Genomic DNA, 25,870 nt, shown 5'->3' on the forward strand with positions numbered 1-25,870 from the left:
GCGTCGCCCGCGTCCCCCTGTCATACGGACGACGTCCGAACGGCATACGGGCGGTATTCGGCGGGCCACCGGAAGCCGCCGGGCGTAAAGATCCGGCGCCACGCTGGGCTTCGCTGGTTTGAGTACGTTGTCAGTGGGTCAGTGCACTATCGGGGTGGGAGGTGGCGTGATGATGACGCGCGCGGCGTACGACTGCGATGTGCTGGTGATCGGCGGCGGCATCGTCGGCCTGTCGACGGCGTACGCGATCACGCGCACCGCTCCGGGCACCCGGGTGACGGTACTGGAGAAGGAATGGGGCCCCGCCCGTCACCAGACCGGGCACAACAGCGGAGTGATCCACAGCGGCATCTACTACCGCCCCGGCTCGCTCAAGGCCCGCTACGCGGTGCGTGGCGCCGCCGAAATGGTCGACTTCTGCGCCGAGCACGGTATCGCGCACGCGGTGACCGGCAAGCTGATCGTCGCGACCGCGCGGTCCGAGTTCCCCCGGCTGCACGCGCTGGTCCAGCGCGGCCGGCAGCACGGGCTGCCGGTGCGCGAGCTGGGCCCCGCCCAGATCGCGCAGTACGAGCCGCAGGTCCACGGGATCGCCGCGATCCGCGTCGGGACGACCGGGGTGTGCGACTTCGCGGCGGTCGCGGCGCGGTTCGCCGCCGAGGTGAACGCGGCGGGCGGGGTGATCCGTTACGGGGCGGAGGTCACCGCGATCGACCGGCGTCCCTGGGGTGTGGCGGTGCGTACGGCGGACGGTCCGGTGGTGCGGGCCCGGGTGCTGGTCAACTGCGCGGGGCTGCACTGCGACCGGGTGGCGCGGCTCGCGGGCGACGACCCGGGGGTACGGATCGTTCCCTTCCGCGGGGAGTACTACGAGCTGGCGCGGCCGGAGCTGGTGCGCGGCCTGGTCTATCCGGTACCCGATCCGGCGTTCCCGTTCCTCGGCGTGCATCTGACCCGCGGCCACGACGGCGGTGTCCACGTCGGGCCGAACGCGGTGCCGGCGCTGGCCCGTGAGGGATACGACTGGCCCGTCGTGCGCCCCCGTGAGCTGGCGGACACCCTGACCTGGCCCGGCACCTGGCAGATCGCGCGCAGACACTGGCGGTACGGGGCGGGCGAGGTGCGCCGTTCGCTGTCGAAGCGTGCCTTCATGACGGCCGTGCAGCGACTGCTGCCCGAGGTCACGGCGGCCGATCTGCGGCCCGCCCCGGCCGGGGTCAGGGCGCAGGCCGTGCTGCGGGACGGCACCCTGGTCGACGACTTCCTGATCCGCGAGGCCCCGCACACCGTTCATGTGCTGAACGCCCCGTCGCCCGCCGCGACGGCCTCCCTGCCCATCGGGCGGGAGGTGGCACGCAGGGCACTGCTCCGGGCACAGGGGACGGGATGGAGGCCGCCCGCCGTAGAATCGGGGCATTGTGTCTGAGTCCTTGAATCCCTCCGCGAACCACTCGGCGAGTCCCTCCGCGAGCCCGTCCGCGCATCCTTCCGCCCCGAAGCCCGGCGAGGCCGCGGCCGGTGCGAGCAGCGCCTCGGTCGAACCGGGCACCGCTTCCCCGGCCCAGCCCGCCGCCTCCTCCGCGGCAGGGATTCCGGACGATCTGCGCGCCGCCTCCTTCGAGCGGCAGCGCAGGCTGCGCCAGGAACCGCGCTTCCCCGGGGGACCGGCCATCGACCCGGCCGGATCGCATCACGAGCGCCGGATCCGCAGCTTCCAGCCACGCCGCAGCCGCGTCACGCCCGGCCAGGAGGACGCCCTGCTGCGGCTCTGGCCGAAGTGGGGCCTGGACATCGACGGGCAGCGCGTCCTCGATCTGCCCGAGCTGTTCGACGGGCTCCCGGCCGTGTTGGAGATCGGTTTCGGGATGGGTGAGGCCACTGCACAAATGGCGGCCGACGACCCGGGCACGGGCATTCTCGCCGTCGACGTGCACACCCCCGGCCAGGGCAATCTGCTCGGCCTCGCGGACCGGAACGGCCTGACCAACATCCGAGTCGCGAACGGTGACGCGATCATCCTGCTGCGCGAGATGCTGAAGCCCGACTCGTTGGACGGGCTGCGGGTGTATTTCCCCGACCCGTGGCCCAAGAAGCGCCATCACAAACGACGGCTGATCCAGCCGGAGTTCCTGGATCTGGCGGCCCAGCGGCTGAAGACGGGCGCCGTGATCCACTGTGCGACCGACTGGGAGCCGTACGCCGAGCAGATGCTGGAGGTGCTGACCGCGCACCCCCTCTTCGAGAACACCCGAGCGGACGGCGGCTTCGCGCCGCGGCCGGCGTTCCGGCCGCTGACCCGGTTCGAGGGGCAGGGCCTCGGCAAGGGCCATGTCGTGCACGACCTGCTTTTCGCCCGCCGCTGACGTCCACCGCTGTCGTTCACCGGTGGTGACACCGGCTTCCGGTGTCGTCCACAGGTGGTGGCACCTGGCCTCCGGGCGGGAGCCGACCGACACGGCGCCCCATGGCCAGGTGTCAGTGCTGCTCGTTAGGGTCATCAGGTGGTGTCCGACGGGTCTGTCCAGCAGCCGCAGTCACAGCCGGCCGTCCCTCTGCTCGAGGAGCAGCGGGTCGGCGAGATCCTGGCTGCGGTGCCGGAGCGCAGGCACTGGCGTTACCGGCCCCGCCGCGTCGGCATGGTGTGGCGCAGCAGGACCTTCCGCATCGTGGCCGTGTTCACGGTGCTGGCGCTGTGCGGCCTGGCGATCCTGGCCCTGGTCCGTGACCAGACAGGCACGGAGGGGTTTCTCGTCGGTCTGGGCCTCGCCGTGCTGCCCGTCCCGCTCCTGATGGCGGCGTTCCGCTGGCTGGACCGGGTCGAGCCGGCACCCTGGCGGAATCTCTTGTTCGCCTTCGCCTGGGGTGCGTTCGCGGCCGCCCTGGTCGCGATCCTCGCGAATTCTTTCGCGACCCACTGGATAGCCACGGCCACCGCCGACCCGTCGCACGCCGACACCCTCGGTGCCACGGTCATAGCGCCGGTCGTCGAGGAGAGTGCCAAGGCCGCGGCCGTGCTGCTGATCTTCCTGTTCCGAAAGCGGGAGTTCAACGGGATCGTCGACGGCGTGGTCGTCGCCGGCTTCACCGCGAGCGGCTTCGCCTTCACCGAGAACATCCTCTACCTGGGCAACGCCTTCGGCGAGGACCAGCAGATCGGCACCTCGGGCGTCGTCTCGGTGACGGCCGCGACGTTCTTCGTCCGGGCCGTGATGTCACCGTTCGCGCATCCGCTCTTCACGGTGCTGACCGGAATGGGCTTCGGGCTCGCCGCGGCCAGTGCGCGGCGGCGTCGGATCCGCCGCATCGCTCTGCCGCTGTCGGGCCTCGTTCTCGCGATGGGCATGCATGCCTTGTGGAACGGATCGGCGGCCGTCGGACCGTACGGCTTCTATGCCGTGTACGGCGTGTTCATGGTCCCGGCCTTCGGCCTGGTGACCTGGCTGGCGATCTGGTCGCGCCAACGGGAGCTCCGTACGCTCTCCGCCGAGCTGCCGGCCTATGCGGCGGCCGGCTGGCTGACGCCCGCCGAGCCGCTCGCCCTCTCATCGATGCGGGCCCGAGGCATGGCACGCGACGCGGCACGCCGACGACACTCCCTCGCAGCCCCGGGAAACCGGACGAGCCCGTACGGGCCCGCACACGCGCCGCCATCGCCGACGTCGCCGGCCTTCGGGCCGGGGCCGGGACAGCCGCAGGCACACACGTCGGTGTACGGACCGGGATACGCGCCGGCACACGGGCAGGGGTACGCGCCGGGGTTCGGGACGGGACACGGGCAGGGGTACGGGTACGGGACGGGGCGTGCTCCGGCGAGCGGACCGTCGGCCCAGGCCGGGGCTCGTGCCAAGGCGCAGGCCAAGGCCCACGGCAAGGCTGCCGCCCGCACCGTCGCCGAGTACGAGTCGTTCGCGACGTCACTGGCCTCACTGCGCAGGCAGGCCCGTCGCGGAACCGTGGGGGCGGACTTCGCCGAACGCGAACTGGAGCTGCTGCACCATCTCTGGCAGCGCAGGGACGTGGCCGCTCCCGCCCTGACGTATGCGGCGCAGGCGACGGGCCGCCTCCACCGGCCGCCACCGGGCCCGTACGCTCACCCGTTCCCGCCGCACACGCCGTACGGCGGCCACGGCTACAACCCCTATCTGGCCCCGCACCAGCCGCCGCAGCGGAGCCAGTAGGGCCACGCTCGGCACCGAAGCGTCCGTCCGCCGCACGAGGAGGGCGGTGGACGGGCCGACCGCGGCCGGGCGCTGAACCGTCCCGCTCGCGCGAACGCCCCGGCAGCGCTGTGCTCCCGGGGCGTGAACGGGCGACCCTGTCCCTGGACGACCGTGTCAGGCGGATGCCTCGGTGAGTTCCGCCAGGTCCTGTTCGGTCAGCCGGAGGTCGGCGACGGCCACCAGCGCGGGCAGCTGCTCGACGGTGCGGGCCGAGGCGATGGGCGCGACGACGGTGGGCCGGGACGCGAGCCACGCCAGCGCGACGGTCGCGATCTCCGCGTCGTGCTCCCGCGCGACCTTGTCGAGCGCGGCCAGGACCTTCTGTCCCCGCTCCGACTCCAGGTACTGCCCCGCCTTCTCGGCCCGAGCGCTCTCCACCGAGGCACCCGGACGGTACTTGCCGGTGAGGAACCCGGAGGCCAGGGCGAAGTACGGGACGGCGGCGAGCCCGGCCCGAGCGGCCGTCTCCTGGAGTTCGCCCTCGTACGTGTCGCGGGAGACCAGGTTGTAGTGCGGCTGCAGGGCCACGTAACGGGCCAGCCCCTCGCGCTCCGAGAAGTCCAGGGACGCCTGGAGCCGCTCGGGGCTGATGTTGGAGGCGGCGATCTCCCGGACCTTGCCTTCCTTCACCAGCTGGTCGAGGGCGGTGATGATCTCCTCGACCGGGACGGTCTCATCGTCGAAGTGCGTGTAGTAGAGGTCGATGTGGTCGGTGCCGAGCCGACGGAGCGACTCCTCCGCCGCGGCCTTGATGTTCGTGGCGGCGAGCCCCTTGTACGAGGGATGGGCGCCGACCTTCGTCGCGACGACGATCTCCGACCGGTTGACGCGTGCCGCGAGCCACTTCCCGATGACGGTCTCGGACTCGCCGCCCTCATTGCCCGGGATCCAGGCCGAGTACGCGTCGGCGGTGTCGATGAAGTTGCCGCCCGCCGCGGCGTAGGCGTCCAGCACGGCGAACGACTGCGCCTCGTCGGCCGTCCAGCCGAAGACGTTGCCGCCGAGTGCGAGCGGGAAGACCTGAAGGTCGGAAGGGCCCAGCTTACGAAGAGAAGTCATATGTGGATCAACGGACACCAGCGGGTCCGCTATTCCGGCAGCCGACCCTTCAGGCAGGCGCGCCGGTCCGACCGGCCCGCAGTCCCCACCGGCCCACCGATCCGCCCGGCCGCCGCTCCGGCCGGTCTCCAGGCCCCTGCCCGGTCCATTGCCGTGCCCTGCGCGTCGTTCCGTCCCCCGCCTCGTTCCGTCCGGGCCGTCCCTCGGGCCGGAGCAACTGTGCCGACACACCGGCAGCCCTGACGCCGGGGGGAGCGTCAGGGCTGCCGGGGTTCAGCGGCCGGCGAACCGGCTCGGGTCATGTGGGCCGCGAGGCGGCCGGCCGATCAGGGGTTGAGACCCTTGCCGCGCAGCCAGGCCATCGGGTCGATGCCCGTACCGGCCGGGGTGTGGACCTCCAGGTGGAGGTGCGGGCCGGTCACATTGCCGGTCGCTCCGACCCGGCCGATGGTGTCACCGGTCGTGACCTTCTGGCCGACACTGACACCGATCGAGGACTGGTGGCAGAACCACAGCTCCGTACCGTCTTCGAGCTCCAGCACCGTGCGGTAGCCGTACGAACCGGACCAGCCGGCCGACTTGATGGTGCCGCCGTGTATGGCCTTGATCGGGGTACCCGTCGGCGCCGCGAAGTCGAGGCCGGTGTGGTAGCCGGAGGACCACATCGAGCCGGCCTCGCCGAAGGTCGAGGTGATCGTGTACGAGGTGGTCGGGATGGCGTAGCTGGCGGCGAGCTTGGCGAGCCGCAGCGCCTCCGCCTTCTTCTTGGCCTCTTCCTCCGCCTTCTTCTTCTCGGCGGCGATCTTGGCCTCGGCCGCGTCCTGCTGCTTCTTGGCCTCGGCGGCAGCCTTCTCCGCGGCCGCCTTCTCCTCGGCGGCCCTGGCCTCGGCGTCGGCGGCGTCCTGCTGCTGCTCGGCCTGCTGGAGGATACGGGCACGGAGCGCCTCGCCCGCGTCCGTCGTGCCCCGCTGGGCCTCGGCGGTGGTGATGCCGGCGGTGGTCAGCGGCGCGGACGCGGCGACGGCCTCGGCCTTGTCGGCTTCGGACTCGCCGGAGAACAGGGAACCCACACCGGGAAGGGACTTGGCGTCGGGCAGGTTGTCCGCGATGGAATCGGGAAGCGAGATGGAGACCGCCGGCTTGCTCTGCGCGGTGGCAATGCCGCCCGCACCGACCGCCGCGATGACGCCGACCCCGAGCACGGTGGAGCTACGGGCAAGTCCGTTGCGCTGCTTGGCGACGCGGTGCTTGCCGCGCACAGGGCGGACGGACTCCTCGGTGGGGTTCCACTCGTCCCGGCTTCGTTCGGGCTCACCGTCGCCGTCGGCGCAAAAACCCCTGCGGAGCTCTGCCGAGTCGCCGGACCCACGGAACTCACCGGACCCGAACTCACCGGACCCGAACTCGCCGGTGAAGTCGGCGCCCGGCTCGGTGCCGTAGCCGGTGCCGAACGCCGTTCCCGTCCCGGTGGTTGCGTAACCGGCGTCGGAAGCGAAACCGGGGCCGTACCCGAGGCCGTAGTCAGAACCGGAGCCGAAGTCGGCACCCGGGACGAAGTCGGAGGTGAACCGCGCGGGGGCCTCGGGGGCAGGCTTGTTGGACGCCACTTGGGCGCACTCCTTTCCTTCCTTCTCGCCTACCGGGTTAGCTGACGGGTTCGGAGCAGGAAGGTCTCCTACGGGCGCCTCTGCCTCTCACGAGACACAGGTGTCCGATTCACCCCATGTAGGTGGTTCCCCGGTTCCCTTGCGGAATTCGGCGCTCGCGCACGGTGCCGCCACTGACGACGGCTGGGACGACCGCGCTGCGTTATCGAACGTTAATAGACACCCGGGCCCGATTCCAAGCTGTTCCCACTGATCGTTCCGGTCTTGGCCTGGACTTTACGGGACATAGCCGGGTGGAATCGGATGAGTTGATCGCCCCTCAGCCATTACCCAGTTTCTGACGTTGCGTCAAATGTTATGCGGAGCGGTGCGCTTCGGTTACGGACGGTGGCATGCCGTGCCCGGGACTCCGCCCGGTCCGCACCACACACCCGCCCCACCCGTCACATCGTGTCCAGTCCCACGATCTTCACTGTCCTGCGCCGGTGCGGCTGCCCCTCCGCAGGACGTACGACCGCGAGCAGTGCCATGTCGTCGGTCGTCTCGCCGCCCGTGTGCCGCCGCACGTCGTCGGTCAGGGCGGACAGCAGTTCCTCGGGTCCCGGAAAGATCCGCCCGCGCAGCCGCGCCGCCGGATCGTAGAAGACCCCGTCGGCGTTCCGCGCTTCGGAGAGACCATCGGTGTAGAGGAGCAGAGTCGTCCCCGCCTGCAGATCCCATTCGTCCGCCCGGTCGGGCCACACCCCCAGATCCATCCCGAGCGGCAGCGCGGGCACCGACGGCCCCAGCACATCCAGCGCCCCGTCCGGATGCAGCAGGATCGGCTCGGGATGGCCGCGGTTGACGATCCGCACCCGCGACAACCCGGGCGGGATCTCGGCCAGTACGGCGGTGATGAAGCCCTCGACCGCGTCCAGCCCGCCCCGCCCCGTCCCCTCTCGCGCCAGCGCCCGCTCCAGCCGCTGCGCCACACCCTCCAGCGAACGTTCCTGCTCGGCCGCCTCCCGGAACGCACCGATGATCACCGCCACCGACTCCACGGCGTCGAGCCCCTTCCCCCGTACGTCCCCGACCACCAGCCGCACCCCGTGCGGGGTGTCCGCCACGGCGAAGAGGTCACCGCCGACGAACTCGTCCGCCTGCGCCGCCACGTACCGCGCCGCCACATGCAGCCCGCCGATCCGGTCGGACGGTTTGGGCAGCACAGCCCGCATGGCGGTCTCCGCGATCACCCGCGCGGAGGCCAGTTGCTCGTTGCCGCGCCGCACGACCCCGTTGATGACGACCGCGAGGACCGACACGGTGGCCAGGGTGAGCAGCTCGATCAACGGCACGACCTGCGGCAACGTGTTGCTGTGCAGCCGCAGCGTGATGATGGCCAGGATCGAGGCGACGGCGGTGAGGATGGTGCCGGACAGCGAGAAGAACGGCGCGGCGATCAGCGGCGCGGCCACGAACAGCGGAATGGCGGTGAAGGTCGGCGGGGTGAGGGCGTCGAACACCAGCCCACCGAGGATCATCAGGGCGGGCAGGGCGCGGACGAACCGCCGGGTACGGACACCGCCCCTGGCATGTCTGCCGCGCCGCTTCAGCCGCTTCCACACCTGTGATCTCCTGCCCGGTACGCGCTCGGCTGCGGACGGTGCCGCGCCCCACCCCCAGGCTCACCGGAGCAAGGGCGCGCGGCGACTCCTCATCGGCCAATGGGGGTACGCGCGTGGTCCAGCTCACACACCACCCGTCCTGCCTCTTCACAGGACCGGCGACCGGGACCAGAGACCGGCGGCGATAGGGGAAATGATTCAGGCCCGGCACGCTGCATGCGTGCCGGGCCTGAATCGTCAGTAGCGGGGACAGGATTTGAACCTGCGACCTCTGGGTTATGAGCCCAGCGAGCTACCGAGCTGCTCCACCCCGCGTCGGTGAACACAACTCTACGGCATGTCCGGGGCGCTCATGACCACTCGGCGAATCTCCCGCGCCCCTCCCCTTCGATGCGGCCCCAAAGATCAGTTCGTTTCGGTGATACGGGGAGTGGCCTTCCCGTCGACCGCCGGTGACTTCATCGGGCTCGCGCCGCGCTGCAGCGCATGGAGGATCGCCAGCCCCTGGCCGACCACGCCCGCAGCCATCTCATTGACCCCGTTGGTGCCGTTGAGGACGGTGAGGTCGGCCCCCGACATGCCGCGCGCCGCCGCGTCGGCCAGCGCCGGCAGGTTCTCCACGATCCGGTTGGCCGCGATGAGCTCCTGGTTGCCGTCGCGCAGCGAGGCGGCGCGCGCACTGTTGGCGTCGGCCTGGGCCTGGGCGGTGGTCCGTTCGGTGTACGCGTTGCCGTCGGCCTCGAACTTCACCCGGTCCCGGGCCGCTTCCGCGAGGGTGCGCTGCCGGTACGCCTCGGCATCTGCCGGACGTCGGACCTCCGCTTCGAGCCGTTGCGCGGCGAGCGCGGCCTGCCGTTCGGCCAGCGCGGTCTGCTCCTCGATGACCTCGTGCGAGGCCTGGGCCTGGGCGAGCGGTCCGGCCTGCGCGGCGCGGGCGTTGTACTGCTCGGTCTCGGCGAGGAAGCCCGCCCGCTTGATCGCGGTGTCACGTTCGTACTCCGCTTTGAGCGCGGCGGCCTGCTGCTCGCGCTGACTGGCTTCCTGGTCGGCCTTGGCCTCGGCGATCCGGGCCTGGCTGGCGACCGCGGCGGCGTGCGGGGCGGCGAGGTTCTTGATGTAGCCGGTGGCGTCGTCGATCTCCTGGATCTGGAGGGCGTCCACCACGATGCCGAGCTTCTCCATCTCGCCGTGGCTGCCCGCGATGACCTCCTGCGAGACCCGGTTGCGCTCGCGGATGATCTGCTCCACGGTCAGTCCGCCGACGATGGAACGCAGGTGTCCGGCGAAGATCCGCCCGACGAGCTCCTCCATCTGCTCCTGCTCCGTCAGGAATCGGCGTGCCGCGTTGGCGATGGACACGGCGTCGTCGCCGACCTTGAAGACCGCGACGGCCCGGACGTTGAGGCGGATGCCCTGTTGGGTCACGCAGTCCTCGGTGATCTCCGCCTCGCGCAGCGCCAGGGAGAGCATGCGCGCCTTCTGTTTGACCGGGAGCACGAAACTGCCGTGGCCGGTGACGATCCGGAACTGGGTGTCCAGGGTCTGCCCCTTGGAACCGGATATGAGCATCGCCTCGTTGGGGGCGGGAACATGCCAGAAGAACATCGGAAGACTCCTGCCGTATGTCACTGCTCGACGGGTACGCCCCTGCTCCGGCTCAGGGCGGCAAGGGCTCCACGATGACGCCGCGCGCCGAGACCGAGTCGACGACAATGACGCGCACGTCCCTGTCGATCGACGTCGTCGACCATGCGGTGTAGGCCTCCGAGCCGCCCCGTACGGCCACCAGCACCTCGCCCGGACCGCCGGGCGGGATCGGCACCGTCACGCGGCCGATCGCCCCGACCGGGCTCCGGGTGGACTCATCCGCCCGGTGCATGCGCCCTCGCGAGCGTCCCTGCGCGCGCCTGCTCACGCCGCCGCTCGCGGCGCTCTCCGCGTCGCTGCTCACGCCGTTCACGCCGCTTCATGTCCACGAGGCGACCCCGCCTCCTGGAGGCCGGAGCCTCCCTCGACGTTTCCACGGTACTCCGCACCTGCCGCCCGAGGAGGGTCTCGAACAACAACGAGCGAGGGTTGATATGGGGTGATATGACTGATTTACCTTTCAGCCAGTCGACGCGATGACTCGCGGTGATAGGGGACCGACCGTGGACAACTACCCCCTGCTCAATCTCTTCTGGACCATGCTCTGGTTCTTCCTCTGGATCATGTGGCTGTTCCTGCTCTTCAAGGTCGTCGCCGACATCTTCCGCAGCGACGACCTCGGCGGCTGGGGCAAGGCGGGCTGGCTGATCGTGGCCCTGCTGCTGCCGTATCTGGGCGTCCTGGTGTACGTGATCGTGCGCGGCAAATCCATGGGGAAGCGGGAAATCAAGGAGGCGCAGGACCGGGAGGCGGCCTTCAAGGCGTACGTACGGGAGGCCGCCGGCACCCCCGAGGCGCACGCCCCCAAGGAGGGCAGGCACGTCGACGACCTGGCGAGACTCGCCGAGCTCAAGGACCGGGGCGCCATCACGGACGAGGAGTACCAGCGGGCGAAGACGAAACTCCTCGTCTGAGCGCAGCCGCCCCGTCCCTGAGGCACATGTCTCGCTCCTCCCGGTCCGGCGAACTGGCACGGCCCCCGGACCGCGGGGAGGCTTGAGACATCAGCCCACGGCGGCCGCTCCCGCCCCGGTCCCGGGGTGCCGGGGGACCTGGTGCACGTGCGTCGCGCACCTTGACAGCCCGACGGGGATCGGGCGGGGCAGCGGTCCGCATCCAGGTGAGCAGGGAGATGGCCGGACCATGAACGGCACCGCGCTCGACACCCTGGACGCGATGCGGGCCGCGCTGCGCGGACCCGTCATCGCTCCGCGGGACCCGGAGTACCGCACGGCCCGCACGATCTACAACGCCATGATCGACAGGCGTCCGGCGGCCGTGGTGCGATGCGGCGACGCGGCGGACGTCATGGCCGCGGTCGATTTCGTCCGGGACGAGGGTCTCGTGGTCGCGGTCCGCGGCGGTGGACACAGCGGCGCCGGCCTGTGCCTGGTGGACGACGGGGTCACCCTCGACCTGTCGCCCATGCGCTGGGCGCACATCGACCCCGGCACGCGAAGGGCCACGGTCGGCGGCGGCGCCACGCTCGGCGACCTCGACCACGCCGCCCACGCCTTCGGCCTGGCCACCCCCACCGGAATCCTGTCGACGACCGGCGTCGGCGGCCTCACGCTGGGCGGTGGCCACGGCCATCTCACCCGCAGATACGGGCTGACGGCCGACAACCTGCTGACCGCGGACGTGGTCCTGGCCGACGGCACCGCGGTGACGGCGAGCCCCACCTCCCACCCCGACCTGTTCTGGGCGCTGCGCGGCGGGGGCGGGAACTTCGGCATCGTCACCTCCTTCACGTTCCGGATGCACCCGGTGGACACCGTGGGCGTCGCCCTCACTCTCTGGCCGGTCGACCGGACCCCCGACGTACTGCGCTGGTACCGCGACTTCCTGCCAGGGGCCACCGAGGAGCTGAGCGGCTTCTTCGCCGCGCTCACCGTGCCGCCCGGTCCACCCTTCCCGGAGGAGATCCACGGCCAGAAGATGTGCGGTGTCGTGTGGTGCTGGACGGGCGCCCCCGACCTCCTCGAAGCCACCCTGAGGCCCGTGGCCGACCCCGGACCGCCCGCATTCCACTTCATGGCGCCGATGCCCTACCCCGCCCTGCAGTCCATGTTCGACGAGCTGCTCCCCCCGGGCCTGCAGTGGTACTGGCGCGGCAACTTCTTCGACCGGATCACCGACGACGCCATCGCCGTCCACGCCAAGTACACCGAGAACCTCCCCACCGGCCTGTCGACCACGCACCTCTACCCGGTGGACGGCGCCGCACACCGGCCGGGACCCGACGACACGGCCTGGGCCTACCGTGACGCGGTCTGGTCCGGCGTCATCGCGGGCATCGACCCGGACCCGGACAACGCCGAGACGCTCAGGCAGTGGTGCGTCGACTACTGGGAGGAGCTCCACCCCCACTCGATGGGCGGTACGTACGTGAACTTCATCGGCGCGGGCGAGGCCCCGGACCGGGTGCGCGCCACCTACCGCGACCACTACGACCGCCTGGCGGCCGTCAAGCGCACCTACGACCCGTACAACTTCTTCCGCGCCAACCAGAACATCGAGCCGGCGGCCTGACGCGCCCGCCTTCCCCGGCCCGCGTACCGGGTACCGGGGGCCGCCCGTCGGGCTCAGCCGTCAGCCTCTCGTGGCCGGCGCAGCCCCGCTCATGCTCTCCGCGCCACGGACAGCCGGTCGCGCACCCATCGGCCTCGTCGACCCGGTCGGCGGAATCTCCGACATGAACGGCGCCGTCGCCGTCGACACGAGACGGGGCTGCCCCACCTCGACGGCCATGGCCATGAAGACATTGCGGCACGAGTACCGCAGAGCGGTCCGGATGGAGGCATTCTGCCCCATTGAGCAACGGCTTGTCCTGATCACTCGTCAGTCGCTGCCATGCCTCGGCGTCCGCCGTGGTGGTGCCTGCGAACGACGACGGATCGTACGAGGGCGCACTCGCACGGGGCGGCTGCTTGGCGAGGACATGATGATGACCACTCCCTCACCCTGGAGAGAGCACCGGTCGACCGGGCCAAAACGCCCGCTCCCCGTGAGCGGCGCAGCACCCACAGGGGGTGTCGTTCCGTCTACGCCGCTGTAGACGGTCTACGTTACGTGGACGCGGAGGCGCGAAGGCGCGAACGCGCGTCGAGATACCGGCGCACAGGCGCGACCGGAGTGCGAGCGAAGCACCCGAGCCGTTCACCGCCGCCATACAACAACCGGTCGCCCACCGCCCGAGCGGTGCAGTGCCGGACGGTCGACCAGGAGTGCGCTTTGGGACAGCCGGAATTCCTCACCGCGGTGGATGCCACCCGTGAGCGCCCGTATGTGATGAAGAAGCTCCCCGAGGTCACCCTGGCCTTCTGGATCATGAAGATCGCCGCCACCACCCTCGGCGAGACGGCCGGCGATCTCTTCTCCCAGACGCTGCGACTGGGCTACTTCCTCACCACGATCGCGTTGTTCCTGGTCTTCGTGGTGACGCTGGTGGTGCAGCTGCGGTCCAAGCACTACAACCCGTTCTTCTACTGGACCGTCATCCTGTCCACGAGCATGGCCGGCACCACCATGTCGGACTTCATGAACCGCGACGCGGGCGCCGAATACCTCACAGCGGGCACGACCTCGCTGGGACGGGGCCCCCAGGGCCTGGGCCTGGGATACCCGGCGGGCGCCGCGATTCTCGTCTCCCTGCTGATCGCCGTCTTCATCGCCTGGAAACTCACCGGGCAGACCTTCGCCATCCGCGACATCGTCACCTTCCGCGGCGAGGCCCTCTTCTGGTCCGCGATCCTGGTGTCGAACACCCTGGGCACCTCCATGGGCGACTTCCTCTCCGACAGCTCCGGCCTCGGCTACGCCGGCGGCGCCCTGCTCGTGACAGCGCTCCTGGCCGTACTCGCCGTCCTGACGCGGGCGCCGGCCGTCCCCGATGTCGCACTGTTCTGGATCGCCTTCGTCCTCACTCGCCCCCTGGGGGCCACCGCCGGTGACTTCCTGACCAAGCCGACCGCCAAGGGCGGCCTGGACCTCGGTACTCCGGGCTCCTCGGCGGTACTCCTGGTGACCCTCCTCGGCCTCATGGCCCACGCCCATCTGCGGGAGCGCAGGAAGGCCGCCCCATCCGGCGAGCGCCACGCCCAACTGTCGTAAGGACACCACGCTCATCGTCGGCCGGGTTGCCGCACTGATCCCGTTCCACTGAGTGCGCTGCGGGCCGCCGGTGCATTTCACCCACCGCAGAGCTACCAGTACTTGACGAACGATGATCTGCGTCAAGCAGCCGAGGCCGCGCCGGCGGCCCGAGCACGTGGATGGGCCCCTCGCGTCTCCGCCGGACGGGTGATCACGCCTCGCTCGTATGGGTGTCGATCTCTGATCAGCACTGCTGGTGAACGAGCGGGCCAACAAAAATGAGCGAACACCGACCACCTCCGATGATTGAGGCCGTGATCATGCGTTCGTTCTTCTCCCCCAGCCGCCTTGCTGCCCTCACCGCCGCGGCACTGGCGCTCGCCGGCACCGTGGCAGTGCCCTCCTCTGCGGCGGCTCCTGCGCACCGGGCTGCCAACGGTGTCTGCCTGGACGTCGGCAACACCCGCAACAACGGCGACTGGTCCAAGCTCTGGCAGTGCATTGGCAACACCAACCAGCGGTTCGTCATCGCCAATGGGCAGATCAAGGTCGAAGACACGATCGGTACCAGCGCGGAGATGTGCCTGGACGCCGGGAATACCCGCAACAACGGTGACCGCGTGCGCATCTGGCAGTGTGTGAACCACACGAACCAGAAGTGGATCGTCCGCGACGCCCATATCGTGCTCGCCGACACGGTGGGGCGTCCTCGGGAGATGTGCCTGGACGCCGGGAACACCCGCAACAACGGTGACCACGTGCGCATCTGGCAGTGTGTGAACCACCCGAACCAGAAGTGGGTTCTCCAGCGCGGCTACATCAAGGTCGCAGACACAATCTGACCAGCCTTGCAGCAGGCACGCCCGGTCGCCGTCGTCGCCAACGCCGCGGGGACCGAGCGTGGCAGCTCGGCCCGCCTGCGCCGCACATGATCGACCGGACAGCGCCGGCCTGGGCCGTTGCGCCCAGCGCAATCAGGACTGCAAGTCCAAAGACTGCGGTCAGCCCTCATCACCCCACCAGGCGCACTACCCCTTCAGTGCCGCAACCTGGCGAGGGCGAACGCAACGACGCCCACCGCGGCGGCGCCGGCGAATCCCCGGAGAACAGCGTGGACGCTCTGCGCGCGGCCCGCGCGTACTCCCAGGTCCTCGACATGGACGCTCGCCTCCTCACTGACGGCACGCTCGTGTCCCTGCACGATGCGAAGATCGACCGCGTCATCAACAAGTCCGGTACCGCTTCGACCATCACTGCCGCGCAGCCGGCCGCCGCCCGCTGGACCCGTCCACGTGGTTCGCGGCCGGGTACCCGGACCTGGTCGTGCCGACCGTTGAGGACCACTGCGGGACGCGGCGATATCCGCTCGGGCCGGCAGGGGGCCAGCTATCGATCGCGAAGCCCCTTGAAACGAGGTCAGCCCCAGATCACATGTGCTCTGACCTGGGGCTGAGACGTAGGCCGTGTGGGACTCGAACCCACAACCAACGGATTAAAAGTCCGCTGCTCTGCCAATTGAGCTAACGGCCCTCGGCACATCACCCCTGAGCATAGCCCGCCGGGGCCCGGCCGCCGATCGGGTATCGGTTGTCGGGCCCTGTCGCGAGGGGAATCGGCGTGGAACGAGCGGTGACGGACACGGGCATCGGCGCCGGGATCACGGGGTGCGGGCGGGGACCTCCGGCGTGGTCGCGCGGTGGTGATCCGGATTGAGGAACCAGTGGCGGGCCGAGGCCAGCCACCACGTCGCGGCGAAGCCGAGAACCACCAGGACGGCGATCGGGGCGTAGTTGAACGTCTCCCAGGTGACCGGCGAGACCTGCGGCAGCATGAAGAGCACCGTGATGATCACGACCCAGGTCACCGCGACGACACCGATCGGGCGGGACCAGCGGCCCAGGTGCCAGGGCCCCGGGGTGAAGTCGTCACCCCGGAGCAGGCGGAGCAGGGTCGGGATCACATAGGCGATGTACAGGCCGATCACGGCGATCGAGGTCACCGCCGCGTACGCCGTGACGTTGATCAGATACGGGAGACCCAGGGCGAGGGCACCGAGGGCGGCGAGCCAGACCGCGGCGACGGGGGTGCGGGTACGGGGGCTGACCGTGTGCCAGACGCGGGAGAAGGGCAGGGCCCCGTCCCGGGAGAAGGCGTAGATCATGCGGCTGTTCGCGGTGACGGACGCCATGCCGCAGAAGAGCTGGGCCCCGATCACGATGAGCAGCAGGAGCTTGCCGGTGGTGGCGCCGAGGGCGTCCAGGAGGATCTGGGCCGGCGGGGCGCCGGTCGGGGAGTTCAACGCCCCGTCGTACGACTGGATGGCGAACGTGAAGCCGAGGAGCAGGGCGAAGCCGGCGATCCAGGAGGTCCAGATCGACCGGACGATGCCGCGCGGGCCCGCCGTGGCCGCGTCGCGGGTCTCCTCCGTCATGTGCGCGGACGCGTCGTAGCCGGTGAACGTGTACTGGGCCATCAGCAGACCGATCATCACGACGTAGAAGCCGCTGCCCCACCCGGTGTTGTTCACGAACTCGGTGAACACGAACGACGCCGACTGGTGCGAGTCCGGTACGAACGTCAGGGCGCCGACGATGACCGCGACGCCGACGACGTGCCACCACACGCTCACGCTGTTCAGGATCGCGACGATCCCCACGCCGAAGGTGTTGAGCAGGCCGTGCAGCAGCAGGATCGCGGCGAAGAGCAGGATCGTACGGGTGGGAGTGACCACGAAGCCGAACTGGAGGTTCAGGTACGCGCCCAGGAAGGACGCCGCCCCGAAGTCGATCCCGGCCGTGACGGCCACCTGGCCGAGGACGTTGAACCAGCCCGTGAACCAGGCCCAGGCCGCCGCCGAGCGCGGCGGGGCCAGCCGGTGGGCCCAGAAGTAGAGACCGGCGGAGGTCGGGTACGCCGAACAGATCTCGGCCATCGCCAGGCCGACGAAGAGCGTCATCAGGCCGACGCCCACCCAGCCCCAGGTGATGACCGCCGGGCCGCCCGTGTTCATGCCGAAGAGATACAGCGTGAGGCAGCCGGAGAGCACCGAGATGATCGTGAACGAGACGGCGTAGTTGGAGAACGCCGACATGCGCCGGGCCAGCGTCTGCGTGTACCCGAGCTGCGCGAGACGCTCCTCGTCGGAGACGCCCGTGGGCGGCCTGTCCTCGCCGGTGTCTGTTGTCATGCCCCCAGCGATGCCCCCGCTGGGGAGAACACATGCGGTCGCCGTGGTCACGACTGGGAAAACACCACCGGGGAGACCTGCCCCGCGACACACCGCACCGCAACAGGAAGGCGCGACCCGCAGGCCGCGCCCTTCCCGAGTTTTCCCGAACCGACCCGGGCCTCAGCCGATCCGCGTGTCCCGGGCCTCAGCCGATCCGCGCGTCCTGCGCCTCAGCTGATCCGCGCGTCCTGCGCCTCAGCTGATCCGCGTGTACTTCTTCCAGCGCGTGTCGGCCAGCTTCTTCGGCGCCGAGAAGCCCCCCGTGTGGTCCGCGTTGTAGAGGTACACCGCGCCCGCGGGCGTCCGCGCGAGGATGTCCTGACGCCCGTTGTGGTCCATGTCGCCGCTGCCGACGATCGCGTTGTACTTGCCCCAGCCCGATCCGATCTTCGTACGAGGGGAGAAGCCGCCCTTGCCGTTGCCGCGGTAGAGCCAGAGCACCCCGGCGCCGTCCCGCGTCACGATGTCCGCGCGGCCGTCGCCCGACAGGTCCCCGCGTCCCGCGATGGCGGTGTAGCTCTTCCAGGTGGTGACCTTCGTACGGCCGGCCAGGCAGCCGTCGCTCCTGCCGCGGTAGAGCCAGACCACACCCGAGGTGTCACGGGCGAGGAGGTCGGGAAGGCCGTCGCCGCTGAGGTCGCGGGCGGCGACGATCTTGTTGTACCTGGACCAGCCGGTGCCCAGTCTCACCTTCGGGGCGTCGCCGACCTCGCCGTACGCGAGCGGGTTGGGAATGCGGTAGAGCGTGCCGCCCGGTGTACGGGCGAGGAGGTCGCCCTTGCCGTCGCCGCCCAGATCACCCAGTTGCGTCAGGAAGTCGAAATCGTCGTCCCAGTCGAGCATCGAGCCCGTTCTGTCGACGTAGCAGGCGTCCAGCCTGCCCTGCTGGTTCGTGGTGCAGAGGTCGATGAGGTCGCTGGGTTCCCGCGCCAGGACCGAGCCGCTCACCCGTTCGTCGAGGTCGACGTCACGGGCCCAGTCGGTGATCGTGGACCGGTAGGAGGAGATCCGGGTGTAGAGGCGTACCCCGCCTTCGACACAGCCGGTGGCCCTGGTGGCCGAGATGGCGATGAGCTTGCCACCGCCGACGAGCGCTCCGCCCGCGTCGCCGAAGCACTGGTCCTCGTCCGCGACGGGGGGAGCGCCGGGCGCCGGTACGGTGCAGAGCGTGCCGCTCGGCAGCGTGCGGCCGAGCAGGGTGGCGCAGGTCGCAGCAGACTTGAGCACGACCTGCTCGGTGTGACGGACCCGCGGGGCGTCGTCCAGGTCCAGGCCGGACCATGAGTAGAACGTCGCCTTGGCGCCCGTGGCATACAACGCCGTGTCGCTCGACGCGGCCATCACCGGCTTGCCGTACGAGGCCGGCGTCGCCCGGATCGCCACCGAGACCGCACCCCGCCGCGTGGCGGCGTCGTACGTCGGATGGCTCCGGTAGCGCGGATCGCTGCTCCCGCCCCGCAACAGGCCGCTCTTCAGGTCGTGGTCCCACTCCATGTCCGCGTGGCTGCGGCCGGTGAAACAGTCGGGCGTGGCCAGCGTCCGGGTCTTGGACAGGGTGATGCCCGTGCAGGCCCGGTGGGAGCCGTCCGCGTCGTCGGAGTAGTGGAGTGGTATGAGCCACGAGGGGACGGTCGTGGCCGCCTGGGCCTGTGGCACGGAGCCCAGCAGCCCGGCGAGCACGGCACCGGCCGCCGTCACGGTGGTGAGCGCCCGGCCCACCGCAGGGCCCGTCCGGAGCCGCGGAGCCGTCCGGAACGCCATGAGAAGTCTGTTTCCCATCAGAAAATCCCCTTGTAGCCCTGCCACCCGGTGGCGATCTTCGTACGCGAGCCGAACGACCCCTTGCCGTTGCCGTTGTTGCGGAAGAGGTTGCCGGAGCTGTCCCGCTCGACGAGGTCGGCCTTCCCGTCACCGGTGATGTCCCCCACCCCGACGACGGCGTCGTACGAGGCGCCCCACGCGGAGAAGACCTTGACCCTTTCCTTCAGCTTCCCGCCGGCGGTTCCGTCGTAGCGGTAGAGGGTGCCGTCCTTGTGACGGGCCAGCACATCGCCGTAACCGTCGCCGTTGAGGTCTCCCGCGCCCACGATCTTCGTGTAGACGGTCCAGGACGAACGGATCTTGACCCCGGGCTTCAGTTTGCCGTGGCCGTCGTCGGCGAAGGGGTAGATGTCGCTGGTCGACGCCTTGCGCGCGAGCAGGTCCGTGCGGCCGTCACCGGTCAGATCGCCCGGCGCGGTCAGGACGTTGTAGGCGTTCCAGCCCGTGCCCAGCGAGACGTGGCTGCTGTTCGGCGTGTACGGGGCGCCGCACTTGCCCGCGTACCGGCGCAGTTCCCCGCTCGGCAGTCGATGCCCCAGACCCCGCCGGTCCGCACCGGCGTCGGTGTGTCCGCCGCGACGGCGCTCGGCATCGTGCCGAGACCGGCCGCGACCACGGTAAGAGCGGCCAGGACGGCGCGACGGCGCCCGACGGCACGGGTGGGTGAAGAAGCAAGGCGCACCAAGAGGGTCGGTCCTCCCCGAAATGCCGAATGGCATGGAGGCACAGGTGCTCAACGGCGGTCCGCCGCAAAGGAATCGCGCAAAGCCCCTGGCCGCGCACCTGTGTAAGTCGCCGGATATTAACAGCGGTTGTTCATGCGAGGGAAGCGAAAAGTAAAGCGGGCCCACTCGTGAAGAGTGGGCCCGCTTTCCAAGGACCTTCGGTGGACCTTCAGCAGGTCCTCACCGGGTTCAGCCGTTGCGCTTCCAGCGCGGCTTGTCGTCGCGGCGCCCGAAGGAACCGGTGCCGGTGCCGGAGCCCCGGTGGTCGTCACGACGGCCGGTGGGCCGGTCGCTGCCGCCGGAACGGAAACCGCCGGAGGGACGGTCGTCCCGACGGTCGCGGTTGAACGGCCGGTCGCTGCCGCCGGAGCGGAAGCCACCGGAGGGACGGTCGTCACGGCGGTCGCGGTTGAACGACGGACGGTCGTTGTCACGGCGGTCGAAGGAACGGCCACCGCGGTCGTCACGACGGTCGTTGGAGCGGAAGCCACCGGAGGGACGGTCGTCACGGCGGTCGCGGTTGAACGACGGACGGTCGTTGTCACGGCGGAAACCACCGGACGAACGGTCGTCACGACGCTGGAAACCACCACGGTCACCACCGCGGTCGTCACGGCGGTCATCACGACGGTCACGGCTGAACGACGGACGGTCGTTGTCACGGCGGAAACCACCGGACGAACGGTCGTCACGACGCTGGAAACCACCACGGTCACCACCGCGGTCATCACGACGGTCGTGACCGCCGCGGTAGCCGCCGCGGTCGCCGCCACGGCTGTCCCGGCGCTCGAAGTTGCCGCGGTCGTCGCGACGGTCGTCACGGGCGGCGGGCTGCTCCGGCACGGAGACAGCGGCCTCGATCGCGGCCTCCGCCTCCGCGGCGGCCTCGGCCACCGCGGCCTCGGGGTCGTCGCCCCGCTCACGCGCGGCGCGGGCGACGAGGCGGTCGGCCTCCTCGCGCAGCTCACCGGCGCGGCGCTGGACGCGCTCCAACTGCTTGGTCAGGTCGGCGACCTCGCGCTCGGCCTGCTTGGCGGCGTTGTTCGCGGAGTCGGCCTGGACCTCGGTCAGCGAACGGGCGCCGGTGATCTCGGCGACCTCCGGGTCGAACGCGCCCGCGCCGCCCACGATGTGCCGCGAGGCGTCGACGCCCGCGTCCTCCATGAGGCGGAAGATCTGACGGCGCTGGTGCGGCAGCGCCAGCGAGACGACCACACCGGACTTTCCGGCACGCGCGGTACGGCCCGAGCGGTGCAGGTAGTCCTTGTGGTCGCCGGCCGGGTCCACGTTCAGCACCAGGTCGATGCCGTCGACGTGGATACCGCGGGCGGCGACGTCGGTCGCGACGAGCGCGTTGACGTAACCGTCCTTGAAGTCCGCGAGCACCCGGGTACGGGCACCCTGCGTCATGCCGCCGTGCAGCGCGTCCGCCTTGACGCCCGCCTCGACGAGCTGCTCGGCGATGCGGTCGGCGCCCAGCTGGGTACGGACGAAGATGATGGTGCGGCCCTTGCGGGCGGCGATGGCGGAGGTGACCGGCGCCTTGTCCTTCGGCTTCACGACGAGGACGTGGTGCGTCATGGTCGTGACGTTGCCCTGGGCGCTGTCGACCTCGTGGCTCACCGGGTTGTTCAGGTAGCGCTTGACCAGCGTGCCGATCTCGTTCTCCATCGTGGCGGAGAAGAGCATGCGCTGGCCGCCGACCGGAACCTGGTCGAGCAGCTCGGTGACCTCGGGCAGGAAGCCGAGGTCGGACATCTGGTCGGCCTCGTCGAGGACCGCGACCTGGACGTTCTCCAGGGAGCAGGCGCCCCGGTTGATGATGTCGCGCAGCCGGCCCGGGGTGGCGACGAGGATGTCGACACCGCGCTCCAGCGCGTAGATCTGGTTGCCCATCGACGTACCGCCGCAGACGACCTTCATCTTCAGGCCGAGCACGTCGCCGTACGGCTGCAGCGCGTCCGCGACCTGCATCGCGAGCTCACGGGTCGGGGTGAGGATGACCGCGCGGGGCTTCTTCTTCTCGGTGTGACCACCGGCCAGCGAGGCCAGGGTCGGCAGACCGAAGGAGAGGGTCTTGCCGGAGCCGGTACGGCCGCGGCCCAGGATGTCCTTGCCGGCCAGGGCGTCCGGGATGGTCGCCGCCTGGATCGGGAAGGGCTCGGTCACACCGTTCTGCGCGAGCTTGCGGACGATGCCCTCGGGCAGGCCCAGGTCGGCGAAGGTGACGGTCGGCTCGGCGTCCGCGTCGGCCAGGGGGGCGTCGGCCTCGACGGAGTCGGCGGACTCGGCGACGACGGCCTGCGCGGCCTCGACGAGCTCGTCGTTCTCGACGCTCTCGGGCATGACGGTGTGGTCAGGACTGGAAATTGACATGCGAAATGCGAAACCTTCCGGAGTCTCGGCACGCGCCCGTAACTCCGTGATTCGCAATTTCGACCGCCTCAATGCGGTCCAGCCACGGCAAGGGAGAGTACGCGCCACACGGCGCGCTTCTGTTTCGGCGCCGGGCAATGGGATCAAACGATCTACCACCATACGCACTCCCCCCACATCGCGCAAACCGCCCTCCCCCGGCCCCCGCCTACACCGGGCTGACCTGCGGCGACACATCGGGCGTCGGAAGCGGCCACGGCTCCCCCGACGCACTCATCGCGTCGGTGCGGAGCTGAGCCGCCGAAGAGGCCGACGGCTGCGGCGACGGCTCCGAGGGCTCCGGTTCGGGCTCCGGGGAGGCGGGCGGCTCGGGCGTGGCCGACGGCGAGGGCGACGGGGGCTCGGGCTGCTGCGGCGCTCCGGGCCCCGGCCGCGAGACCGAGGGCGCCGGCAGGCCGCCGCCCGCAGCCGGTCCCGGATCGCCCCGGTCCCCCGGCTCCGCGCCGGGCCGGACACCGCCGGGCGAACCCGAGGGACCGGCGGAGCCGCGCGGTTCCGGTGATTCGGCCGCCTCCCGTTCGGAGTGCGCCTCGGCACGGCCACCACCGGTGCGGGCGCGACCCGTGCCCGCCACGGTGCCGCCGTCCGGCCCGGCCACGCTTCCTTTCGGCTCGGACGTCGGCGACGGCGCCGGTTTCCTGTCGTCGTCGCCGACGCTCATGCAGCCTGTGGACGCGGCGACCGTCACGGCGACGACGGCCGCCCATCGGACGGGAGCGGAGAACTGGCGCACGGGAGGCACCTCCGGGGTACGAAGAGCGAGCGGACAGTACGGGGAGCGGGGGGCACCCTGCCCAACTCCCGCCGCCCCACCGGGGACACGCCCCGCACCCGGCCCGCACACCTCCCGCACGCCTTCTGCGCCCCACCCGTACGGCGCTCGCACGCTCATCCGTAGCCGAGCGCGTGCAGCCTCTCGTCATCGATGCCGAAGTGATGGGCGATCTCATGGACGACCGTGATCTCGGTCTCGACGACGACGTCCTCGCGCGACTCGCACATCCGCAGTGTCGGCCCGCGGTAGATGGTGATCCGGTCCGGCAGCACCCCCGCGTACCACTCACCGCGGTCGGTCAGCGGTGTGCCCTCGTACAGACCGAGCAGTTCCGGATCACCCGGATCCGGCTCGTCCTCGACGAATACCGCGACGTTGTCCATCAGCCGTGTCAGCTCCGGCGGAATCCGGTCCAGCGCCTCGGCGACCAGTTCTTCGAACTCTTCGCGCGTCATCTCCAGCACCCCGCCATTGTCCCGTACGGCCGCTCTACACGCCCCGGGCCGGACCGCGGCACGGATGTACGGGGCCGCAGGTGAGCCGGACGGGGGGCCGTCCGGCCGTCTCCCCGCCCCCTCCCACCGCCTCGCCGTAAACCGTTTTGGCGATAGCTGCTGCCATCCCATATGCTTCTCACGTCCCCGACGCGCTGGAAAGCGCGCAGGTGGGCCCTTAGCCCTCATCGTCTAGTGGCCCAGGACGCCGCCCTTTCAAGGCGGTAGCACGGGTTCGAATCCCGTTGGGGGCACGGTTTAACGTGTGCGAGACTTGTCTCGCACATCGCTTGGTCCTGTGGAGCAGTTTGGAGTGCTCGCCACCCTGTCAAGGTGGAGGCCGCGGGTTCAAATCCCGTCAGGACCGCTGCAGCCCTTGTGAGCTGCGTGGCTGGGTAGCTCAGTTGGTACGAGCGATCGCCTGAAAAGCGATAGGTCGCCGGTTCGATCCCGGCCCCAGCCACCACCCGAAGGCCCCGTCCACCGGACGGGGCCTTCGTCGTGTCAGGCCTCTTCCCGGTCCGCCGAGTTCGCACCCCGGCCGCGCCACGCCCGTACCGCCAGAGCCAGCAGCACCACCGCGACCACGGCCACCAGCGCCATGGCGTCCGGCACGTGCTCACCGATGCGCTGGGCCCACTGCTCGACGGCGAACGAATCGTCGACGTCCAGCAGCCCGGGGAGCGCGGTCGTCCCGTCGTACACGAGGAACAGCACGCCGAGGCCGACGAAGAACAGCCCCGACAACAGCGTCGTGGTGTGCAGCTCGAAGCGGCCGATCCGGAAGGTGCGACCGCGCAGCCAGGCCCGGCGGCCCAGGTCGAAGCGTTCCCAGAGCAGGGCGAGCAGGAAGAGCGGTACCGCCATGCCCAGGGCGTAGACGGCGAGCAGCACTCCGCCGTAGACCGGGCTGCCGCTGACCGCCGCGACGGTGAGGACGCTGCCCAGGATCGGCCCCGCGCAGAAACCGGCCAGTCCGTATACGGCGCCCAGCGCGTAGACCGACAGGGCGGTGGTCGGACGGATCCGACCGCTGAGGGCGGCGATCCGGCGCGAGGCGAAGCCCAGACCCACGATCTGTGCGATGCCGAGCACGATGATCAGCCACCCGGCCCCGAGCACGAGCGCGTCGCGGTGGCTGTAGAAGAGCCGTCCGGCGTACGAGCCCGCCGCGCCGAGCGGCACCAGGGTGGTGGCGAGACCCGCGTAGAAGATTCCGGTACGGGCCAGCAGCCGCGAGGTGGAGTCGATGGAGTAGGCGAAGAAGGCGGGCAGCAGCAGCGCACTGCACGGGCTGACCAGGGCGAGCAGCCCGCCGAGGAAGGCCGCGAAGTAGCCGATGTCGGCCGTCATTTCGCGCCGCCCTCGGCGCCGCGGCCGTTCTTTCCGCTCTTGGCGTTCTCGGTGTCGTGGGCCTTCTCGGCCGCCGCGTCGATGACCTGGGTGAAGGTCTCCATCGACTGGGCTCCGGCGATCGGGCGGCCGTTGATCAGGAACGACGGGGTGGAGGTCGCGCCGATGCCGTACCCCTGTTCCTGGTCCTTGCCCACCGCGTCGGAGGCGGCGGAGCTGTCCGCGTCGCGCGCGAACCGGTCCAGGTCCGCGACCCCGGCCTGCTGGGCGAGCGCCTTCAGCCGGTCCTTTCCGAACCCCTTCTCCTTGACCCCCTCGGCGTACGCGGCACGGTGGAACTGCCAGAAGCGGCCCTGCTGCCCGGCGGCCCAGGCGGCGCGGGCGGCTGCCTCGGACTCGGCGCCGAAGATCGGGAAGTTGCGCCATTCGATGCGCAGGGTGCCGTTCTCGACGTACTTCTTCACCAGGGCGGGTTCGGTGTCGCGGGCGAATTTGCCGCAGTAGCCGCACTTGAAGTCGGCGTACTCGATGAGGACGACGGGCGCGTCCACTCGTCCCTGCGCAAGCTTGTCACCGGCGTCGCGCCGGGCGAGCTTCGCCAGCTCCGGATAGACGCCGGCGTCCGGTTCCGAGGTGACATCGGCGACCGAGGAGGAAGAGGAGGAAGCCGGGTGGTCGGGGGCGGTGGCCCGGTAGGAGACGAAGCCGAGCGCCGCGGCGGCGAGGACGACTCCGGCACCGTAGATCAGCGGCTTCTTGGACGCCGGTGTACGTGAGGACTTGGGCTTGGGCATGCGGGACTCCG

Annotated in this window: 20 protein-coding genes, 5 tRNA genes, 1 pseudogene and 1 riboswitch; of the genes and pseudogenes, 11 read left to right on the plus strand and 15 right to left on the minus strand. The window is 70.4% G+C overall.

Annotated features, from left to right (window positions below):
• Positions 1-169: 169 nt before the first annotated feature.
• From lhgO to ACF1B9_RS33165, 3 genes are all read left to right on the plus strand, one after another.
• Positions 170-1,426: an L-2-hydroxyglutarate oxidase gene (gene lhgO / locus ACF1B9_RS33155; RefSeq protein WP_391744797.1), complete on the plus strand. Its 1,257-nt coding sequence runs from the start codon at positions 170-172 to the stop codon at positions 1,424-1,426.
• Positions 1,419-2,363, plus strand: a complete 945-nt coding sequence (gene trmB, locus ACF1B9_RS33160; RefSeq protein WP_391744799.1) for a tRNA (guanosine(46)-N7)-methyltransferase TrmB — start codon at positions 1,419-1,421, stop codon at positions 2,361-2,363. The genes lhgO and trmB overlap by 8 nt, the downstream gene beginning before the upstream one ends.
• A 141-nt stretch (positions 2,364-2,504) precedes the next feature.
• On the plus strand, positions 2,505-4,178 hold the full coding sequence (locus ACF1B9_RS33165; protein WP_391744943.1) for a PrsW family glutamic-type intramembrane protease: 1,674 nt from the start codon (positions 2,505-2,507) through the stop codon (positions 4,176-4,178).
• Between the two features lie 156 nt (positions 4,179-4,334).
• Here the strand turns inward: ACF1B9_RS33165 and ACF1B9_RS33170 are convergent, their stop codons facing one another.
• The 6 genes from ACF1B9_RS33170 to ACF1B9_RS33195 form a co-directional block, all read right to left on the minus strand.
• A complete protein-coding gene (locus ACF1B9_RS33170; protein WP_391744801.1) occupies positions 4,335-5,279 on the minus strand; it encodes an aldo/keto reductase in 945 nt (314 codons plus the stop codon).
• A 326-nt stretch (positions 5,280-5,605) separates the two neighbouring features.
• Positions 5,606-6,886 (minus strand): M23 family metallopeptidase, encoded by a 1,281-nt coding sequence (locus ACF1B9_RS33175; RefSeq protein ID WP_391744802.1) that lies wholly within the window; start codon positions 6,884-6,886, stop codon positions 5,606-5,608.
• An 11-nt stretch (positions 6,887-6,897) separates the two neighbouring features.
• A riboswitch (cyclic di-AMP (ydaO/yuaA leader) is annotated at positions 6,898-7,050 on the minus strand.
• 279 nt (positions 7,051-7,329) lie between these two features.
• Positions 7,330-8,490, minus strand: a complete 1,161-nt coding sequence (locus ACF1B9_RS33180; protein ID WP_391744803.1) for a PP2C family protein-serine/threonine phosphatase — start codon at positions 8,488-8,490, stop codon at positions 7,330-7,332.
• Positions 8,491-8,731: 241 nt separating this feature from the next.
• Positions 8,732-8,805 (minus strand) — tRNA-Met (locus ACF1B9_RS33185).
• A 90-nt stretch (positions 8,806-8,895) separates the two neighbouring features.
• Positions 8,896-10,095 (minus strand): SPFH domain-containing protein, encoded by a 1,200-nt coding sequence (locus ACF1B9_RS33190; protein WP_391744805.1) that lies wholly within the window; start codon positions 10,093-10,095, stop codon positions 8,896-8,898.
• Positions 10,096-10,147: 52 nt separating this feature from the next.
• Positions 10,148-10,441 (minus strand): hypothetical protein, encoded by a 294-nt coding sequence (locus ACF1B9_RS33195; RefSeq protein ID WP_391744807.1) that lies wholly within the window; start codon positions 10,439-10,441, stop codon positions 10,148-10,150.
• A 199-nt stretch (positions 10,442-10,640) separates the two neighbouring features.
• On the opposite strand from ACF1B9_RS33195, the gene ACF1B9_RS33200 reads away from it, so the two are divergent.
• The 5 genes from ACF1B9_RS33200 to ACF1B9_RS33220 all read left to right on the plus strand — a co-directional run bounded on the left by ACF1B9_RS33200 (position 10,641) and on the right by ACF1B9_RS33220 (position 15,685).
• On the plus strand, positions 10,641-11,051 hold the full coding sequence (locus ACF1B9_RS33200) for an SHOCT domain-containing protein (protein WP_391744809.1): 411 nt from the start codon (positions 10,641-10,643) through the stop codon (positions 11,049-11,051).
• Positions 11,052-11,280: 229 nt separating this feature from the next.
• On the plus strand, positions 11,281-12,669 hold the full coding sequence (locus ACF1B9_RS33205) for an FAD-binding oxidoreductase (RefSeq protein WP_391744811.1): 1,389 nt from the start codon (positions 11,281-11,283) through the stop codon (positions 12,667-12,669).
• Between the two features lie 702 nt (positions 12,670-13,371).
• On the plus strand, positions 13,372-14,250 hold the full coding sequence (locus tag ACF1B9_RS33210) for a hypothetical protein (protein ID WP_391744813.1): 879 nt from the start codon (positions 13,372-13,374) through the stop codon (positions 14,248-14,250).
• Positions 14,251-14,552: 302 nt separating this feature from the next.
• Positions 14,553-15,074 carry a ricin-type beta-trefoil lectin domain protein gene (locus tag ACF1B9_RS33215; protein ID WP_391744945.1) on the plus strand — a complete coding sequence of 174 codons (522 nt, stop codon included), beginning with the start codon at positions 14,553-14,555 and terminating at the stop codon, positions 15,072-15,074.
• 86 nt (positions 15,075-15,160) lie between these two features.
• On the plus strand, positions 15,161-15,685 hold the full coding sequence (locus ACF1B9_RS33220) for a glycerophosphodiester phosphodiesterase family protein (RefSeq protein ID WP_391744815.1): 525 nt from the start codon (positions 15,161-15,163) through the stop codon (positions 15,683-15,685).
• A 4-nt stretch (positions 15,686-15,689) separates the two neighbouring features.
• Here ACF1B9_RS33220 and ACF1B9_RS33225 read toward each other — a convergent pair.
• The 7 genes and pseudogenes from ACF1B9_RS33225 to ACF1B9_RS33255 form a co-directional block, all read right to left on the minus strand.
• Positions 15,690-15,762, minus strand: a tRNA-Lys gene (locus tag ACF1B9_RS33225).
• A 127-nt stretch (positions 15,763-15,889) separates the two neighbouring features.
• A complete protein-coding gene (locus ACF1B9_RS33230) occupies positions 15,890-17,419 on the minus strand; it encodes an amino acid permease (RefSeq protein WP_391744817.1) in 1,530 nt (509 codons plus the stop codon).
• A 237-nt stretch (positions 17,420-17,656) separates the two neighbouring features.
• A complete protein-coding gene (locus ACF1B9_RS33235) occupies positions 17,657-19,240 on the minus strand; it encodes an FG-GAP-like repeat-containing protein (protein WP_391744819.1) in 1,584 nt (527 codons plus the stop codon).
• Positions 19,240-19,800: pseudogene (locus ACF1B9_RS33240) on the minus strand (FG-GAP repeat domain-containing protein); the annotation flags it as partial. The pseudogene ACF1B9_RS33240 and the gene ACF1B9_RS33235, both read right to left, overlap by 1 nt.
• Positions 19,801-20,196: 396 nt before the next feature.
• Positions 20,197-22,383, minus strand: a complete 2,187-nt coding sequence (locus ACF1B9_RS33245) for a DEAD/DEAH box helicase (RefSeq protein WP_391744821.1) — start codon at positions 22,381-22,383, stop codon at positions 20,197-20,199.
• Positions 22,384-22,591: 208 nt separating this feature from the next.
• A complete protein-coding gene (locus ACF1B9_RS33250; protein ID WP_391744822.1) occupies positions 22,592-23,176 on the minus strand; it encodes a hypothetical protein in 585 nt (194 codons plus the stop codon).
• A 155-nt stretch (positions 23,177-23,331) separates the two neighbouring features.
• Positions 23,332-23,682 carry a metallopeptidase family protein gene (locus ACF1B9_RS33255; protein ID WP_267004328.1) on the minus strand — a complete coding sequence of 117 codons (351 nt, stop codon included), beginning with the start codon at positions 23,680-23,682 and terminating at the stop codon, positions 23,332-23,334.
• Positions 23,683-23,893: 211 nt separating this feature from the next.
• Here ACF1B9_RS33255 and ACF1B9_RS33260 point away from each other — a divergent pair.
• From ACF1B9_RS33260 to ACF1B9_RS33270, 3 genes are all read left to right on the plus strand, one after another.
• Positions 23,894-23,966: transfer RNA gene (locus ACF1B9_RS33260), tRNA-Glu, on the plus strand.
• A gap of 38 nt (positions 23,967-24,004) precedes the next feature.
• Positions 24,005-24,079 (plus strand) — tRNA-Asp (locus ACF1B9_RS33265).
• 22 nt (positions 24,080-24,101) lie between these two features.
• A tRNA-Phe gene (locus tag ACF1B9_RS33270) sits at positions 24,102-24,178 on the plus strand.
• Positions 24,179-24,216: 38 nt separating this feature from the next.
• Here the strand turns inward: ACF1B9_RS33270 and ACF1B9_RS33275 are convergent.
• Positions 24,217-25,065 carry a cytochrome c biogenesis CcdA family protein gene (locus ACF1B9_RS33275; protein ID WP_391744824.1) on the minus strand — a complete coding sequence of 283 codons (849 nt, stop codon included), beginning with the start codon at positions 25,063-25,065 and terminating at the stop codon, positions 24,217-24,219.
• Positions 25,062-25,859 (minus strand): DsbA family protein, encoded by a 798-nt coding sequence (locus ACF1B9_RS33280; RefSeq protein WP_391744826.1) that lies wholly within the window; start codon positions 25,857-25,859, stop codon positions 25,062-25,064. Before ACF1B9_RS33280 ends, ACF1B9_RS33275 begins: the two co-directional genes overlap by 4 nt.
• Positions 25,860-25,870 lie beyond the last annotated feature (11 nt).

The organism is Streptomyces sp. NPDC014727 (assembly GCF_043083485.1).
Lineage (GTDB): Bacteria > Actinomycetota > Actinomycetes > Streptomycetales > Streptomycetaceae > Streptomyces.